Source organism: Gordonia sp. NPDC003950 (assembly GCF_053605205.1).
In genome coordinates this window covers 129895-145392 of sequence record NZ_JBSGIT010000002.1, presented here as the reverse complement: position 1 = coordinate 145392, position 15498 = coordinate 129895, and the positions used below count along the sequence as shown (strand labels likewise).

Sequence of the window (15498 nt, the reverse complement as noted above, 5' to 3'; positions counted from 1 at the left end):
GTATGCACGTCACCATCCGCGTCATCGGTATCGGACCCGGCGACCCACGACAGATCACACTGCAGGCCATCGAGGCCATGGCCGACGTCGATGCCTTTCTCGCTCTCGACAAGGGCACGAGCAAGGGCGGCCTGCTCGATGCGCGCCGCAACATCCTGGAAAGGCATGCGCCACAGGGCTATTCGCTCATCGAGATCGGTGATCCGCCGCGCGACCGGCACCCCTCCGACTACGACGCCGAGGTCCGCCGGTGGCACGCCGCCCGCGCCGAGGTGATCGCCGGCGCGATCGGTGAGCACGTTCCCGACACCGGAATCGCCGCATTCCTCGTGTGGGGCGATCCCGCCCTCTACGACTCGACGCTGCGCATCGTCGACGATCTCGCCGCCCGCGACGACCTCGCGGTCGCCGTCGAGGTCATTCCCGGCGTGACCAGTGCGAGCGCCTTGACCGCCGCGCACCGAATCGTCGCCAACCGCGTGGGCGAACCGATCCACTTCACCACCGGGCGTCGGCTTGCCGACACCCCGCCGGGTGCCGACACCAACCAGATCGTGATGCTCGACGCCGATCTCGCGTTCCGGTACACCGCCGATGCCGACGACCACATCTGGTGGGGTGCCTACCTCGGCACGGCCGACGAGATCCTCATCTCCGGCCGCGTCGGCGACGTCACCGACGAGATCGTCCGCGCGCGTGCCGAGGCACGCGCGCGGATCGGCTGGATCATGGACATCTACCTCATCCGCAAGGGCTGAGTGGTCTCACCACCAGGTCTCACCCATGATGTCGAGGATGGGCGCGGCGAGCTCGGGCCGGCAGATGACGAAGTCCGGCATGTACGGCTGCGGCCGGTTGTAGACGATCTCCGACCCGTCGAGGCGACTGCAGTGCAGACCGGCGGCCAGCGCGACCCCGACGGGTGCGGCGTTATCCCACTCGTACTGCCCGCCGGAGTGCACGTACGCATCGGCGTCGCCGCGGACCACGGCCATCGCCTTCGCCCCGGCGGACCCGATCGGCGTCGTGTGCAGATGTAGACGCTGCGCCACCACCGCCACCTCGTAACTGGTTCCCCAGCGCGACGTCGCGATCCGGCCGGAGGGCTGCGTCGGCGGGGGATCGACGGTGTCGGTGCGGAAGAGTTCGCCGGTCGCGGGCAGGGATACGGCCGCATCGGTCACCACGCCGTGCCGGGTCAGGGCGACGTGCACCGCGAAGTGACTGCTGCCGGCCGCGAATTCGCTGGTGCCGTCGAGCGGGTCGATGATCCAGACACGATCGGCGCTCATCCGGTCGCCGACGTCGACGGCCTCCTCGCTCAGCACCGCATCGCGCGGCCGGTGACGCTGCAGCACCGTCCCGATCCACGCCTGTGCCAGCGCATCACCCGCATCACCGAGAAGCCGACCACCGAGAAGACCGCCGGACCGCACGCCGAGCAGGATCTCACCGGCACCCGCCGCGATACGAGCGGCCAACTCGGCGTCGGAAAGAGCGGAACTCATCTGATTACTAGAGCACACTGGAGCCATGCCCGAACTGCCCGAGGTTGCCGCGATCGCCGATTTCGTGGACGGTCGTGCCGCCGGACTGCCGATCCGCCGCGTCGACGTCGCGTCGTTGTCGGTCCTCAAGACCGCCGATCCGCCGTACACCGCCCTGGTCGGCCGGACCGTGGAATCGGTGGGCCGAGTGGGAAAGTACGTCATCATCCGCACAATCCCGGGCACGCCCGACGACCCCGAACCGGTGATCAACCTGGTCATCCACCTCTCCCGGGCGGGCTGGCTGCGCTGGAGTGACGACCTCTCGCCGCGGCCGCTGCGCCCCGGCGGCAAGAGCCCCATCGCGCTCCGGGTGCACTGCGGCATGCCGGCCGCCGGTGGCGGTGGGGAGGGCTTCGACGTCACCGAGGCCGGAACCCAGAAACGTCTCGCGGTGTGGATCGTCCGCCACATCACCGACGTCGAACGCATCTCCACCCTCGGGCCCGACGTGCTGGCGCTCGACCGCGACGAGTTCGCCGACATCCTGGCGGGCGCGACGGGACGCATCAAGAACGTCCTCACCGATCAGCGGGTCATGGCCGGCATCGGCAACGCCTACTCCGACGAGATCCTGCACGCCGCCAAACTGTCACCGTTCGCGTCGGCGAAAACCCTGAACGCAGAACAGGTCGACACCCTGTACGCGGCCATGCGGGACGTCCTCACCGACGCCATCGGCCGGCTCGAAGGTCAGGGCGTGGCGAAGCTCAAGTCCGAGAAGCGAACCGGACTCAAGGTGCACGCACGTACCGGTCTGCCCTGTCCGGTGTGTGGTGACACGATCCGCGAGGTGTCCTTCGCGGATCGCTCCTTTCAGTACTGCCCGACCTGCCAAACCGGCGGCAAGATCCTCGCCGACCGTCGCATGTCCCGACTACTCAAGTGAGAGCCGGCACGACAGTGGCGGCGCACCAACGGGATTCGCTGGTCGCCGCGTTGCGTCGGGCGGGATGTGTCTTCGCCGAGGAGGAGGCGACGATACTGCGCCAATCCGCCCGCGACACCGGAGAACTCGAGCGCTTCGTCGCGCGTCGCATCGCCGGTGAACCACTCGAGCACATCGTTGGCTGGGTGGAATTCGCCGGCCGACGCCTCTCGGTGGGCCCCGGTGTCTTCGTGCCGCGCAAGCGATCCGAGGTGCTCGCGGCGGTGACGATCGCGCGCGGGGCAACCGTCCGGCACCCCCTCATCGTGGAGGCGTTCAGCGGGGTCGCCCCGATCGCGGCAACCGCGCAGGCGTGGCTGCCCGAGGCCGACGTCCATGCGACCGACATCGACGACCGGGCGCTGCGGTACGCGCGTCAGAACCTGCTGGGACACGGTCACGTTCATCGAGGCGACGGCCTGTCGGGGCTACCCACGGGCTGCGTCGGAGCCGTCACCGTGATCGCGGCCGTCCCGCCCTACGTCCCGGACGCGGCGATCGACCTCATGCCCCGCGAAGCGGCCGACCACGAACCCCGTGCCGCGTTGACCGCGGGCGCCGACGGCCTCGATCACATCCGCGAGCTCGTCTCCGCCGCGTCCGGATATCTCGCCGATGACGGCGTGCTGGCGCTGGAGATGAATCTCGCGCAGGTCCCCGCGGCCGCCGCACTCGCCCCGGACGCACGAACCGAGGTGATCGAGGGACCCGACGGCCAGACCGCGGTACTCGTGATGCGGTGGTGATCGGTAGGTTGGCCGATGTGAGTGCACGCAACAAGATCATCATCACCGGCGCGAGTTCGGGACTCGGCGAGGGGATGGCCCGCGAGTTCGCCGCGAAGGGCCGGTCCCTCGGGCTCGCGGCCCGCCGCATCGATCGGCTCGAGACCCTCGCCGACGAGTTGCGGCCGGCGGCCGCGCATGTGGCGCTGACCGAACTCGACGTCACCGATGTCGACACCGTGGCCGTGGCGTTCGGGAAACTGCGGGACGACCTCGGCGGCCTCGACCGCGTCATCGTCAACGCCGGCCTCGGCAAGGGTGCGCCACTGGGCACCGGAAAGATGCACGCCAACATCGAGACCATCCAGACCAACCTGATCGGCGCGCTCGCGCAGGCCGAGGCCGCACTCGAGATCTTCCGCGCACAGAATCACGGCCACCTCGTCCTGATCAGTTCGATGAGCGCCATCCGCGGCATGCCGAAGGCACAGACCGCGTACTCGGCGTCGAAGGCGGGACTGACCGCGATCGGACAGGGCCTGCAGGCGGAGTTCGCGAACTCACCGATCACGGTGTCGATCGTGCTGCCCGGCTATATCGAAACCGACATCAACCGGGGCGTGAAGACCTCACTGATGGCCGACACCGACGACGGTGTGCGCGCCATGGTCGCAGCCGTCGAGGCCGAGAAGGCTTACGCTCCGGTGCCGTCGTGGCCGTGGGTGCCGATCGCCGCGGCCCTGAAGTTCCTGCCGTCGGCGATCACCCGCCGGATGATCTGAGGTTCGAACTGGCCACCGACCTCCCGGCCGGAGAAGTGCTCGGCGGAGCGGGGGTCGACGCGGCGTTCACCGGTGACGACTGGCGGGCGACGGCGTATCTGCTGCCGGCGACCGGCGACGTCGTAGTGCTCGGAATCGACGACTGAGCTGTCAGGCGGGCGCCGACGGTGCCGTCGAACTGCCCGACGGGACGACCGGCGTCCCCCACAGCACCGGCGAGGACTTGAAGTCGAAGCCCTCATCGCCGGTGGTGTCGGCCCAGTAGATGACACTCGTCAGTTCCTGGTCGGCGTCGGCGTAGGCGACCAGGCAGGTGGCGTACGAGTCCCCGCGCTTCATCGTCTCCGGCGGTTCCGGGTTGGCGCATGCCGTCAACGGCACGGGTGGCGGCAGCGTCAGCGCGGCGGTATGGCCGTCCGGGCTGCCGGCGAACCCGACCACCCCGGGAGCGGGCGACGGACGCGCCGCCAGCGACGTGACGGTGAGGTAGACGAAGTACGCCTTACCGCCCTGCGTCGAGGTGTCCGGGACGCCCTCACCGGGCGTGATCCCGGTGACCGTGTACATCGCGGTCGCCCCGGACGGTGCGAAGGCGTTGACGGGAAGCACCGCGGAGTCGCCGAAGTCCAGCGTCGTGCCGGGCCCGGTACGTGCGGGGGCACCGGCGGGAACCGACACGGGCACCGATGTCGGGAACGACGATGTGCCCGGCGCCGACGAGGGGGTCGACGACGAGCAGGCGGTCGCGGTCACGGCGAGCGCGGCAGCGGCCAGTACCGTGCCGAGGATGCGTGAGCACCCCCGGGAAGGGGACGGCGCAGACGTGGTCACCTGCGTAAGGTAGCCGATGTGTCGAATACGACGAGTCAGGTGGTGGCCCATGGGGTGTTTCAGGTCTTCGGTTCGTCGGAGGTGACCGGGAGCGTGAACGAATTGCTGCGCGATGTCTTCGGGCGCGAGGACCTCGCCGCCTTCGCCGCCGACTGGCGCGGCATCGTGTACTTCACCCTTGCCGACGACGAGACACTCGACGCCGACACGGTCGTCGGATTCGACGCCTCCAGCGGGAGTTCGGGTCCGCTGGCCACCGTCGACGAGGTGCTGGCCGCGATCGCCGACGGTGACATCGCCGAGGCGGTGGATGGTGAGAGTTTCGACGCGTGGCGGGAGGCCACCGGTGTCGACGATCTCGCGCTGGGTCAGTGTGTGCCGCCCACCGTCCCCGAGTTCATCGGTGGTGACCCGGCCGAACGTGCCGCCGAACCCGCCGATCTGATTTCCCACATCGCCTCGTGCGCCGCCCTGATGGCGCGGATCGAGGCCCTCGATCTGCAACCCGGTGACGTCATTCCCGACGAGGTCTTCGATTCGGCTAGCTGGGACTGAACCGGGCGGGAGCGGCAAGTCTCAAACCTTCCGGCCCCGGTGCGTGCGGTACCAGCGCACCAGCTCGTCGGTCGACGAATCATCTAGTGCCGCAGGCGCATCGGACTCGGTGATCACGCCGAGGAGTTCCATCGCCTGGGTCTTGCCGAGTTCCACGCCCCACTGGTCGAAGGGATTGATCCCCCAGATGGCGCCCTCGACGAACACCTGATGCTCGTACAGAGCGACCAATTGGCCGATGACCGACGGCGTCAGTGTCGGCGCCATGATCGACGTCGACGGCCGACTTCCCGGCATCACCTTGTGCGGCACCACTTCTGGTGCGACACCCTCGGCGGCGATCTCGTCGGCGGTCTTGCCGAAGGCGAGAACCTTGGTCTGTGCGAAGTAGTTGCTCATCAGCAGGTCGTGCATCGAACCGGTGCCGTCCGCGGTCGGCAGATCGTCTGTGGGATCGGCGAATCCGATGAAGTCGGCCGGAATCATCCGCGTACCCTGGTGCAGCAGTTGATAAAACGCGTGCTGGCCGTTGGTGCCCGGCTCGCCCCAGAACACCTCGCCGGTGTCGGCGGTGACGTGATGGCCGTCTGCGGTCACCGATTTGCCGTTGGACTCCATCGTCAGCTGCTGCAGATACGCCGCGAATCGCGCCATGTCATTGGAGTAGGGCAGCACCACCCGTGACTGGGCATCCCAGAAGTTGGAGTACCACAAGCCGATCAGGCCGAGGATGACCGGGGCGTTTTGCTCGAGTGGCTGGGTGCGGAAGTGCTCGTCCACCAGGTGGAAGCCGTGCAGGAACTCACCGAATCGGTCCTTGCCGATGGCCGCCATCACCGACAGTCCGATCGCCGAGTCGACCGAGTACCGGCCGCCGACCCAATCCCAGAAACCGAACATGTTGACCGTGTCGATACCGAACGCCGACACCCGATCGGCGTTGGTGCTCACGGCCACAAAGTGCTTCGCGACCGCATCCTCGCCGGCGCCGAGCGCCTCGAGCAGCCACCGCTTGGCCGCGGCTGCGTTGGTCAGCGTCTCCAGCGTGCTGAAGGTCTTCGACGCCACGATGAACAGAGTGGTCTCGGCGTCGAGGCCGTCGAGGGTGGCCACCATGTCGGCGGGATCGACGTTGGACACGAAATGGCACCGGATCGGCGAATCCACATAGTGCCGCAACGCCTGATACACCATCACCGGCCCCAGATCGGAGCCGCCGATACCGATGTTGACGACGTCGGTGATGGCTTTTCCGGTGTGGCCCTTCCATTCTCCGCTGCGTAGCGTGTCGGTGAAGGCGCCCATCGCGTCGAGGACCTGGTGGACGTCGGTGACCACGTTCTGACCGTCGACGACGAGTTCGGCATCGGCGGGCAGGCGCAGTGCGGTGTGCAGGACCGCGCGGTCCTCGGAGGTGTTGATGTGCACGCCGGCGAACATGTCGTCGCGCTTGTCCTCGAGGCCGGCGTCGCGGGCGAGGCTGAACAGCAGTTCCAGCGTCTCGCGCAGCACGCGATGCTTGGAGTAGTCGATGTGCAGATCGCCGACGTCGACGACGAGTTCGCGACCGCGGTCCGGGTCGGCGGCGAACACCTCCCGCAGATGCATGGACGCGACGTGATCCTGATGTGCGGTCAGGGCCTGCCAGGACGGGGTTGCGGTGATGTCGTGCTCGGTGCCATCGAGGTCACTCATGGACACCACCCTATGTGCTGATGCCGAGCCCCGCGACACCTCCCGAGGAGGAGACCTCAGCGGCCGAGCGGGCCCCGTCCGAGGCGCAACAACAGCATGGCGAGGGTGTGCCCCTCCTGGCCGAGTTCGGCGAACCGGTCGAGGACCTTGACCTCGCGACTGTGCACCAGACGCGGTCCGCCGGAGGCCATCCGCGCGGCGCCGATCTTCTTCGACACCGCCGAGCGACGTTTGACCGCGGCCAGGATGATCGCGTCGAGACGATCGATCTCGCCCCGCAGCACATCGATGTCGTCGGAGAGTTCGGAGACATCGGCGGACAGCTCGTAGTACGACAGGTCGATCGAATCGGCGAACGAAGCGCCCGTGCCGCTCGACTGGGCTCCGGGCACCCGGGGTCCGGGCGACGGCTGGCTGCTGGGGTCGGTCATCGTGCCGATTTTGCCACGCGCTCGCCGCGCCAGGGACACTGGTCGCCATGCCGAGTGCCGTGACGTCGCCGTCCGCCCCCGCACCTGCCACCGCTGCGCGGTTGGCCGCCCTGGTGATGCCCGCCGCGTTCACACTGATCATCGCGCAGCTCGTCGTGCGCGGCTGGCTGGTCGCGACCGGGAACTTCTACTGGGACGACCTGATCCTCATCGGGCGCGCCTCGACCATGCCGATCCTGTCGTGGGAGTTCCTCGGCAACAGCCACGACGGTCACTTCATGCCCGCGGCCTTCCTGGTCGCCGGGATCTCCACGGTCGTGGCGCCGGTGCAGTGGGTGGCGCCTGCGCTCACCCTGGTGATCCTTCAGGCACTCGCATCGCTGGCGGTGTGGCGGATGATCCGGGTGCTGCTCGCATCCGCCGACGGACCGCGCGATGTGACACGCGACCTGGCGGGGCTGGGCGCGTTGGCCTTCTACCTCGTCACCCCGATGACCGTGCCGGCCTTCATCTGGTGGTCGGCCGGGCTCAATTCGCTGCCGTTCCAGGCGGCGATGGCGTGGATCATCGCCGACGCGGTGATCGCCGTGCGCGACGATCCGACTCCACGTCGCCGACGGCTGATCGTCATCCGCTCCGCGGTGATCTTCGTTGTCGCGTTGGCGTTCTTCGAGAAATCGCTGTACATCGTGCCGGTGGCGTTGGTGGTCGCGGTGCTGGTCGCCCGGTTCGCTTCGCCGACATCGTCACCGGCGCCGACCTCACCGGGGCCGACATCACCGCCGACGACGCCCGACGACGAACCGGATCGCGACGCCCACCTGGGGCCACTCGGGATCGCAGTCGTCCGGGCCCGCGCATTGTGGGCCGCTCTCGGCGCGATCTTCGTGGCGTGGGTGTTGTTGTTCTTGTCGGTGTCGGATGCCACCGCCGGCGCGCACTCCCTGTCGCAGACCGCCCAGCTGGTCTGGCGTTCGATCAACCGGGCCGTCGTCCCGTCGCTGGTCGGCGGCCCGTGGGACTGGGAACGGTGGATCCCCAGCCCGCCGATGGGCTTCCCCGCGGTGTGGATGATCGTGGCCGGGTGGGTGGTGGTGGCCGCCTTCACCGTGTGGGCGGTGCGCGCCCGTCGCGGTGTTATCGCCGTGCTCGTCTGTGCCGCGCTCTACGTGGTGATCGCGCAGGTCCCGGTGATGTGGAACCGGTCCTCGGCCAACACCGCCCTCGAACTGGCTCAGACGATGCGGTACCTGCCGGACTCCGCGCTGGTGATCGTCGCCGCGCTGGCCTTGGTGATCGCGGCACCGGCCCGGTCGACCCGTCGGCACCGACACGAGGCGGCGACAACCGACCTCGACCGGGATCGGCACTCCGAGCGCGGGCCGATCCTGGCGGTCGGGGTGGCCGTGCTCGCTGCGCTGGCCGTCGCGTCCTCGCTCATCTCGACGGCGTCGTACCAGTCGTCGTGGAGCGACGACCCGACCGGTCCGTACCTGGCCAACGCGAAGAAATCGCTCGCCGCCAACCGCAACCATCCGATGTTCGATCAGGCACTACCGCTGGAAGTGCTTCTGCCCGTTGCCTATCCGTACAACCAGATCAGTGCGACGTTCGGGCGGCTGGCCGACCGCCCGGACTTCGGCTCGTGGACCGACAAGCTCTCGGTACTCGACACCGCGGGGAACCTCACGCCCGGCGCGGTCACCCCGCGCCGCACATTCGCGGCCGGGTCGGGGACCTGCGCCCGCCCGGAGCTCACCGGTGCCGACCGCCTGCAACTCGACGGCCCGCTCATCCAGTGGCGCTGGACCGTCGCGCTCGGCTATTGCGCCAACGCGGCGGGCACGGTCGAGTTGTCACTGCAGGGCGGCCCGGCGGTGCGGGTCCCCGTCCAGGCCGGACTGCACGTCGTCTACGTCCAGCTCGACGGACGGGGCACTGCCGTCGCGATCGCACCGATTACCCCGGGGCTGGCACTGCATACCGGCGACGGCCGGGTCGGTGAGGTCGTCGACGCCCGGCTGCTGGGGCAATAGGCGAGTCGGTCAGTCCTCCGGCTCGCTGTAGAACACGAGGATCTTGTCGCCGTACCCGGCCTCGGCCACCATCGCCTTGAGGGCATCGGTGGTCGACTGCTCCGCCGCGTAGTACGCGATGGTCCCGTTGTCACCGGCGGCCTCGACCTGCCGGCGCATCTGATCACGCAACGTCTGCGTACCCGGCCAACTCGAATCGAAGGTCGTTCCGGTGACGTGCTGGGCATACCCCTCGGCGAAGGACACCAGGTAGTCGCCCGCCGGGCCGTATCCGTCGAACAGATAGTCGCCGGCCTTGACCGCGTAGCTGCTCGGCAGTGCGGCGACGCTGAAGCCATAATCGGCGGCCTCGGGCTTCTTCGCCCCGGTGCGCACCATCGTGAACTGGCGCTGGGTGGCGGTGCTGTTGTCATCGATGTATGAGTTGAGCCGGTCGGCGGTGTAGTCGAGGAACGGCAGGTATGTGTAGGTGACGTTGGGCCGGATGCTGCCGTCGCCGCTACCGAGGTTGGTGGCCGTACACCGGGTTCCCGCGGTGCGGTCGAAGTCGGTGCGGACCACCGGGGTGCAGGTACCGCCGAGCGCACCTGCCGGCAGATCGTTGACCTCGAAGTTGACCTTCAATCCGTAGTTGACGTGGCCCGGCCGGCCGTCGGAGCCCGCCTTCGGGGTACCGCCGACGGTGAAGTCGTATCCGCATGCGGCGGTGGTGCAGCCACCGGTCTGCTTCCAGCCCACCTGACCGGCCTGACCGCCGGGCACGTCGTCGATCCGCAGGCCCGGAATGGGCACCGAGGTCAGATCGGCCACCAGGGAATGTTGTTCGGTGAACACCGAGGACACCTCGGCAAACGGCAACGGTGTCACATCGGCGTCGATGGCGGTGGTCGTCGATTCGACCTTGTAGGAGCCCTTGATGTGGGTGATGGCCTTGGTCGACGGATCGAAGGTGATGGTCCACTCGCCGGTCTTCACCTGGTTGTCACCGATGGCGGTGATCGGCGGATCGGAGGTCGGCCAGAACCGCGCGTCCGGGGTGTCCTTGTTCGGCGTCGACAGTTGTGCGCCGAGGTCGGGGGCATCGACGAGGTCGGCGTTGAGACGCCCGGCCAGGATGTTCGGCGACAGCACGTATCCCAGCTTCGGCAACGCGGCCTCGGCGCTGGCCCACTTGTTGTCCACCGGACCGAGGTCGAGGTTCTCCTTCTGCTGCTCGGTGAGGATGCCGTTCCAGAAGGCCGTCGGCCCCTTGGCGAAGTAATAGTTGCCGATCTGGGTGTACTCGGCCTGCTGATTGTCGACCGTGATCGTCCCGCTGGCGTTCTCCGACAGCGTGACGATCAGATCGGTGAACTCCACCTTGACGACGTCGCCGTCGGAGTAGGTCCGCGTCAGCGAACCGCTGTACTTGGCTCCCGGGCTGGTGCCGTACTGGAACGCGGTGTCGTCCAGGTCGTTCTGTGCCGCGAAGGCCGCGGTCGGGCCGCCGGAGCCCTCGATACCCCACGGGATGAACGACAAGATGAGCGCGATGATAACGGCGACTGCGCCGACGGCGGCGAGTACCAGGCCAGTGATCTTCGAGGTGTTCATAGCTCGCTTCCCTGTGCAGTCGGCATCGGCCGGCGGACGGGTGGACCATCCAGAGTCATTCGGGTGGAGTCAAGCACGAGTTGGACATCACCGGCACCCGGCATGCGACGACCGAATGACTGCCGCAGCCCGGCGACGGGTGGATCCGGATGCGACCACATTCCTGCTCGTACCTCCCTGGCGGTGGCAGAAGGTGACCGATCTCGCATCGACGCCCCCCGCAGTGCTCCGTCATCGTATCCGCACCGACCGGTGTCCGGTTTGCCGCATGGCGAATCGGCGGGATCGTGACGATTTCGCCCCCGCGAGTCCTGTCGGAGCCCCGGAGTAGCCTGAACTACCGATGACCACCAGCTCTGTTCCCCCCGCCCGAGTCGCTCCCGGCCGGCCCGATTCCGCGGGTGCGGCCGCCGACGACCGTGTTGCCCGTCTGCTCGACGGGCTCAACCCACAGCAGCGGGCCGCGGTCCTGCACAGCGGCCCGCCGCTGCTCATCGTGGCCGGTGCCGGTTCGGGCAAGACCGCGGTGCTCACCCGCCGCATCGCCTACCTGCTCGCGGCCCGTGACGTCACCCCGGGGCAAGTGCTCGCGATCACCTTCACCAACAAGGCCGCCGCCGAGATGCGTGAGCGGGTGATCGATCTGGTCGGACCGCGCGCCGCCTACATGTGGGTCTCGACATTTCACTCCACCTGTGTGCGCATCCTGCGCGCGCAGTCCGGGCTCCTGGAGAACCGCAACTCCAACTTCTCCATCTATGACTCCGATGATTCCAAGCGCCTGCTCGGGATGATCATCCGCGATCTCGATCTGGACCCGAAGAAGTTCAGTCCCCGCGGGGTGGCGGTGAGCATCTCGAATCTGAAGAACGAGTTGATCGCCCCCGACGACGCGCACGCCGCAGCCGGGGACGAACCCACCGCGCGCACGATCGCCGAGATCTACGCGGAGTATCAGCGGCGCCTGCAGACCGCCAACGCCTTCGACTTCGATGACCTCATCGGCGAGACGGTGGCACTGCTGCAGAGTCACCCGTCGGTTGCCGAGTACTACCGTCGTCGATTCCGGCACGTACTGGTCGATGAGTACCAGGACACCAACCACGCACAGTATGTGTTGGTCCGGGAATTGGTCGGGCGTGACGACGACGAGTCGGCTGTGGGGCCGTCGGAGTTGTGTGTGGTGGGCGACGCAGATCAGTCCATCTACGCCTTCCGCGGTGCCACCATCCGCAACATCGTCGAATTCGAGCGCGACTTCCCCAATGCCGAAACGATTCTGCTGGAACAGAATTACCGTTCGACCCAGACGATCCTGTCGGCGGCCAACGCGGTCATCGCGCAGAATCCGAACCGTCGTGACAAGCGACTGTGGACCGACTCGGGTGACGGTGAACTGATCGTCGGCTATGTGGCCGAATCCGATCGCGAGGAGGCGATGTTCATCGCCACCGAGATCGAGCGGCTCACCGATCACACCATCGGCGGCGCGCAGTCCAACACCTACTCCGACATCGCCGTCTTCTACCGCACCAACACCGGCTCCCGCGCCCTGGAAGAGGTGTTCGTCCGCCACGGGATCCCGTACAAGGTGGTCGGTGGCACGAAGTTCTACGAGCGCAAGGAGGTGCGCGACGTCGTCGCCTACCTGCGCGTGGTGGCCAACCCGGAGGACTCGGTGAGTCTGCGCCGCATTCTCAACACGCCGCGTCGCGGGATCGGCGATCGCGCCGAGGCCTGTGTGGCGGTGCATTCGGAGAACCGGGGGATCTCGTTCTATCAGGCACTCATCGAGGGCGCCCAGGGCGGGGTTCCGCTTCTCAACACCCGCGCGGTCAAACAGATCGGTGGATTCGTCGACCTCATCGAGGGACTGCGCAACGACTTCCTCACCACCTTCGGTGACGCCGAGTCGGACGACCCGGACGCCGCTGTCGTCGACGCGACCGGCGACGGAGCCGACATCGGCGAGTTGGTGGACGCCATCATCGACCGCAGCGGCTACCGCACCGAGTTGGAGGGTTCGAACGATCCGCAGGACGCGGCCCGGCTCGACAATCTCAACGAATTGATCTCGGTGGCAATCGAATTCAGTCGCGATGCAGCCGAGGCGGACGACCTCGACGACGATGACGACTCCGAGCGCGCGCAGTTGCGTGAGGGTGAGCCGGCACCCGGATCGCTCGCGGCGTTCCTGGAGCGGGTGTCGCTGGTCGCCGACGCCGATCAGGTCCCCGACGAGGGTGAGGGCGTGGTCACCCTGATGACGCTGCACACCGCGAAGGGCCTCGAGTTCCCGGTGGTCTTCGTGACCGGTTGGGAGGACGGGCATTTCCCGCATCTGCGGGCACTCGGCGACCCGGACGAGCTCAGCGAGGAGCGCCGCCTGGCCTATGTGGGGATCACCCGCGCCAAGGAGCGGCTGTACCTGAGTCGTGCGCTCACCCGGGCGTCCTGGGGCCAACCGGTGTCCAATCCGGAATCCCGTTTCCTGCAAGAGATTCCGCAGCACCTGGTGGATTGGCGCAAGACCGAGAAGAAGCGGGGCGGCCGTGGCTTCGGCTCCTCCGGCGGCGTGTTCGGCCGGGATGAGGGACGCAGTGGCCTGGGCCGGTCGTCGTTCTCCGCCGACCCGAATCGCGGGCGTAACAAGCAGATTCACCTCGAGGTGGGCGACCGCCACAATCATCCCAAGTACGGGATGGGCAAGGTCGTCGCCAAGGAGGGCAGTGGCGCCACCGAGCGTGTCGTCATCGACTACGGCGGCAACACCGGACGGATGACCCTGCTGACCATCGGTGGGATACCGGGGGAGAAGCTATAGCCGCGCCCCGTTGACCGCGCTCTACAGGACGTTGACGGCGCTCGGCCTTACGTTGACGGCGCTTTGGTGAGCGCTGTCAACGTTCCGGTGAGCGCTGTCAACGTTCCGGTGAGCGCTGTCAACACGGTAGAGAGCGCTGTGAATGGTGCAGAGAGAGCTGTCAGTGATGTGGTGGTGCTGACGTCAGCCGGTGTAGGCGGACATCCGCACACCGTGCGCCGCGAGCCACGGGGCCGGATCGATCTTGGTGGTGCCGTTCAGCCACACCTCGAAGTGGCAGTGCGGGCCGGTGGACTGGCCGTCGCTGCCGACCAGGCCGATCACATCTCCGGCCTCGACGTGCTGTCCCTTGTGGACGAGGACGCCGTTGGAGTACATGTGCCCGTACACGGTCACGGTGCCGTCGGCGGCCTTGATCTTGATCCAGTTACCGAATCCCGACGCCGGTCCGGCCGCGATCACCTCACCGTCGGTGGCGGCGTGGATCGGGGTACCCAGTGGGGCGGCGAAGTCGACGCCGGCGTGGAAACTACCCCAGCGCATCGCGTAGGTCGACGTGAACTGGTAGGACCCCAGCGGAAGCGGCGAGGCGAACAGCGGCTTGCTGGCGGCGGCGACGCGGGCGGCCTCGGCAGCGGCGAGTTGCTTGCCGACCACGAGTTGGTCGGCGTACATGCTCATGTCCTGATCGGGGGTCGACGGTGCGATTCCGGGGCCGGTGACGGCCGGTCCGGCTGCGGCATCGCCGGTGGCGGCCGCGGGTATCGGCGACGTGGCCGGTGCGGCGTCATCGGAGGCTTCGGAGTGCGTCACCGCGGCGGCGACGGCGGCGCCCGCCGCCATGGCGACAAATGCGGCGCGACCGCCACGCAGGGCCTTGGGGGGCGCACTGATGCGGTGCTTGCCGCGGGAGCGACTCGGAGCGCTCGCCGGGTTGCGACGGAACGCGGGCTCATCGGAGAGGGCGCCGCGGTCGGCGTCGTCGAAATCGTCGGCGGCGGCACCGGTGACGTCGAACGGTTCGTCATGGCGGTACTCGTCGAATTCACCCTCGGGGATGAGGATGTCCTGGGTGATCTCCGAGGTCGTGGTCCGGCGGGTGCGGCGCGAGGAGCCCGGCTCGTGGTCGACGTCCCAGTCGAGACCGGCGGCGTCGGACTCGTCGATCGGGATGATCATGGTCATCTCACCGGCGGTGACGTCGTCGAATCGATCGTCGAGACGCCTGCGACCGCCCGTCATGGTGCTGCCGGCAGACGACCCGCCTGGAAAACCACGTCCCGCCAAGTCGTCCACCTCGCTTACCTGTGTGAGTTCAGGGCTTCGAAAAACCTTGTGTCCCGCGGGCGTTTGTACCCCCTGAATGCCCCTGACTGCCTGCCGACGGTAACGAAATGATTGCGACAAGTCCAACCCTGCGCACAAGAAACGGCACCTAAAGTGAGCTGGGTCACATGATGTGTTGCAGAATTGAGATCTGGCGAAGCGTCGATGCGATGAGATGTAGATCGGGCGTCGAGGATATCGGGGTGACCGACCGAGTGATCTGTC

Annotated in this window: 14 protein-coding genes; 8 read left to right on the top strand and 6 right to left on the bottom strand. The window is 67.7% G+C overall.

The features are described 5' to 3' along the window. Positions 1-2: 2 nt before the first annotated feature. The gene (gene cobF, locus ACWETB_RS02380; RefSeq protein WP_452209012.1) at positions 3-758 is read left to right on the top strand and encodes a precorrin-6A synthase (deacetylating); all 756 of its coding nucleotides are present in this window, start codon (positions 3-5) and stop codon (positions 756-758) included. Positions 759-764: 6 nt separating this feature from the next. Here cobF and ACWETB_RS02375 read toward each other — a convergent pair whose 3' ends face one another. Continuing rightward, a complete protein-coding gene (locus tag ACWETB_RS02375; protein ID WP_449744223.1) occupies positions 765-1508 on the bottom strand; it encodes a 3'(2'),5'-bisphosphate nucleotidase CysQ in 744 nt (247 codons plus the stop codon). 25 nt (positions 1509-1533) lie between these two features. On the opposite strand from ACWETB_RS02375, the gene ACWETB_RS02370 reads away from it, so the two are divergent. From ACWETB_RS02370 to ACWETB_RS02355, 4 genes are read left to right on the top strand one after another with little or no spacing between them, the layout of a single operon-like run. After that, on the top strand, positions 1534-2436 hold the full coding sequence (locus tag ACWETB_RS02370) for a DNA-formamidopyrimidine glycosylase family protein (RefSeq protein WP_449744224.1): 903 nt from the start codon (positions 1534-1536) through the stop codon (positions 2434-2436). A 14-nt stretch (positions 2437-2450) separates the two neighbouring features. After that, on the top strand, positions 2451-3221 hold the full coding sequence (locus ACWETB_RS02365; protein WP_452209009.1) for a N5-glutamine methyltransferase family protein: 771 nt from the start codon (positions 2451-2453) through the stop codon (positions 3219-3221). A gap of 17 nt (positions 3222-3238) precedes the next feature. After that, the gene (locus ACWETB_RS02360) at positions 3239-3982 is read left to right on the top strand and encodes an SDR family oxidoreductase (protein WP_452209007.1); all 744 of its coding nucleotides are present in this window, start codon (positions 3239-3241) and stop codon (positions 3980-3982) included. Then, positions 3919-4128: a hypothetical protein gene (locus tag ACWETB_RS02355; RefSeq protein WP_452209225.1), complete on the top strand. Its 210-nt coding sequence runs from the start codon at positions 3919-3921 to the stop codon at positions 4126-4128. The genes ACWETB_RS02360 and ACWETB_RS02355 overlap by 64 nt, the downstream gene beginning before the upstream one ends. A 4-nt stretch (positions 4129-4132) precedes the next feature. Here ACWETB_RS02355 and ACWETB_RS02350 read toward each other — a convergent pair whose 3' ends face one another. Next, entirely contained in the window at positions 4133-4813 is a 681-nt protein-coding gene (locus tag ACWETB_RS02350; protein ID WP_449744227.1) for a hypothetical protein, read from the bottom strand. 18 nt (positions 4814-4831) lie between these two features. Between ACWETB_RS02350 and ACWETB_RS02345 the strand changes: the two genes are divergently transcribed. Continuing rightward, positions 4832-5368 (top strand): hypothetical protein, encoded by a 537-nt coding sequence (locus ACWETB_RS02345; protein ID WP_452209005.1) that lies wholly within the window; start codon positions 4832-4834, stop codon positions 5366-5368. Between the two features lie 21 nt (positions 5369-5389). On the opposite strand, the gene pgi is transcribed toward ACWETB_RS02345, so the two are convergent. Both pgi and ACWETB_RS02335 read right to left on the bottom strand, forming a co-directional pair. Then, positions 5390-7063 carry a glucose-6-phosphate isomerase gene (gene pgi / locus ACWETB_RS02340; RefSeq protein ID WP_452209003.1) on the bottom strand — a complete coding sequence of 558 codons (1674 nt, stop codon included), beginning with the start codon at positions 7061-7063 and terminating at the stop codon, positions 5390-5392. A 56-nt stretch (positions 7064-7119) separates the two neighbouring features. Next, on the bottom strand, positions 7120-7494 hold the full coding sequence (locus tag ACWETB_RS02335; RefSeq protein WP_449744230.1) for a chorismate mutase: 375 nt from the start codon (positions 7492-7494) through the stop codon (positions 7120-7122). Positions 7495-7541: 47 nt separating this feature from the next. On the opposite strand from ACWETB_RS02335, the gene ACWETB_RS02330 reads away from it, so the two are divergent. Next, a complete protein-coding gene (locus ACWETB_RS02330; RefSeq protein ID WP_452209000.1) occupies positions 7542-9530 on the top strand; it encodes a hypothetical protein in 1989 nt (662 codons plus the stop codon). 9 nt (positions 9531-9539) lie between these two features. Here the strand turns inward: ACWETB_RS02330 and ACWETB_RS02325 are convergent, their stop codons facing one another. Then, positions 9540-11123, bottom strand: a complete 1584-nt coding sequence (locus ACWETB_RS02325; RefSeq protein ID WP_452208998.1) for a hypothetical protein — start codon at positions 11121-11123, stop codon at positions 9540-9542. Positions 11124-11466: 343 nt separating this feature from the next. Here ACWETB_RS02325 and ACWETB_RS02320 point away from each other — a divergent pair, with 343 nt between their 5' ends. Then, the gene (locus ACWETB_RS02320) at positions 11467-13947 is read left to right on the top strand and encodes a UvrD-helicase domain-containing protein (RefSeq protein ID WP_452208996.1); all 2481 of its coding nucleotides are present in this window, start codon (positions 11467-11469) and stop codon (positions 13945-13947) included. 183 nt (positions 13948-14130) lie between these two features. On the opposite strand, the gene ACWETB_RS02315 is transcribed toward ACWETB_RS02320, so the two are convergent. Continuing rightward, positions 14131-15243, bottom strand: a complete 1113-nt coding sequence (locus ACWETB_RS02315) for a M23 family metallopeptidase (protein ID WP_452208995.1) — start codon at positions 15241-15243, stop codon at positions 14131-14133. Between the last annotated feature and the right edge of the window lie 255 nt (positions 15244-15498).

Coding starts and splice junctions, on each gene's coding strand:
- cobF (WP_452209012.1), top strand. CDS start 3: ATGCACGTCACCATCCGCGTCATCGGTATCGGACCCGGCGACCCACGA.
- ACWETB_RS02375 (WP_449744223.1), bottom strand. CDS start 1,508: ATGAGTTCCGCTCTTTCCGACGCCGAGTTGGCCGCTCGTATCGCGGCG.
- ACWETB_RS02370 (WP_449744224.1), top strand. CDS start 1,534: ATGCCCGAACTGCCCGAGGTTGCCGCGATCGCCGATTTCGTGGACGGT.
- pgi (WP_452209003.1), bottom strand. CDS start 7,063: ATGAGTGACCTCGATGGCACCGAGCACGACATCACCGCAACCCCGTCC.
- ACWETB_RS02335 (WP_449744230.1), bottom strand. CDS start 7,494: ATGACCGACCCCAGCAGCCAGCCGTCGCCCGGACCCCGGGTGCCCGGA.
- ACWETB_RS02330 (WP_452209000.1), top strand. CDS start 7,542: ATGCCGAGTGCCGTGACGTCGCCGTCCGCCCCCGCACCTGCCACCGCT.
- ACWETB_RS02325 (WP_452208998.1), bottom strand. CDS start 11,123: ATGAACACCTCGAAGATCACTGGCCTGGTACTCGCCGCCGTCGGCGCA.
- ACWETB_RS02320 (WP_452208996.1), top strand. CDS start 11,467: ATGACCACCAGCTCTGTTCCCCCCGCCCGAGTCGCTCCCGGCCGGCCC.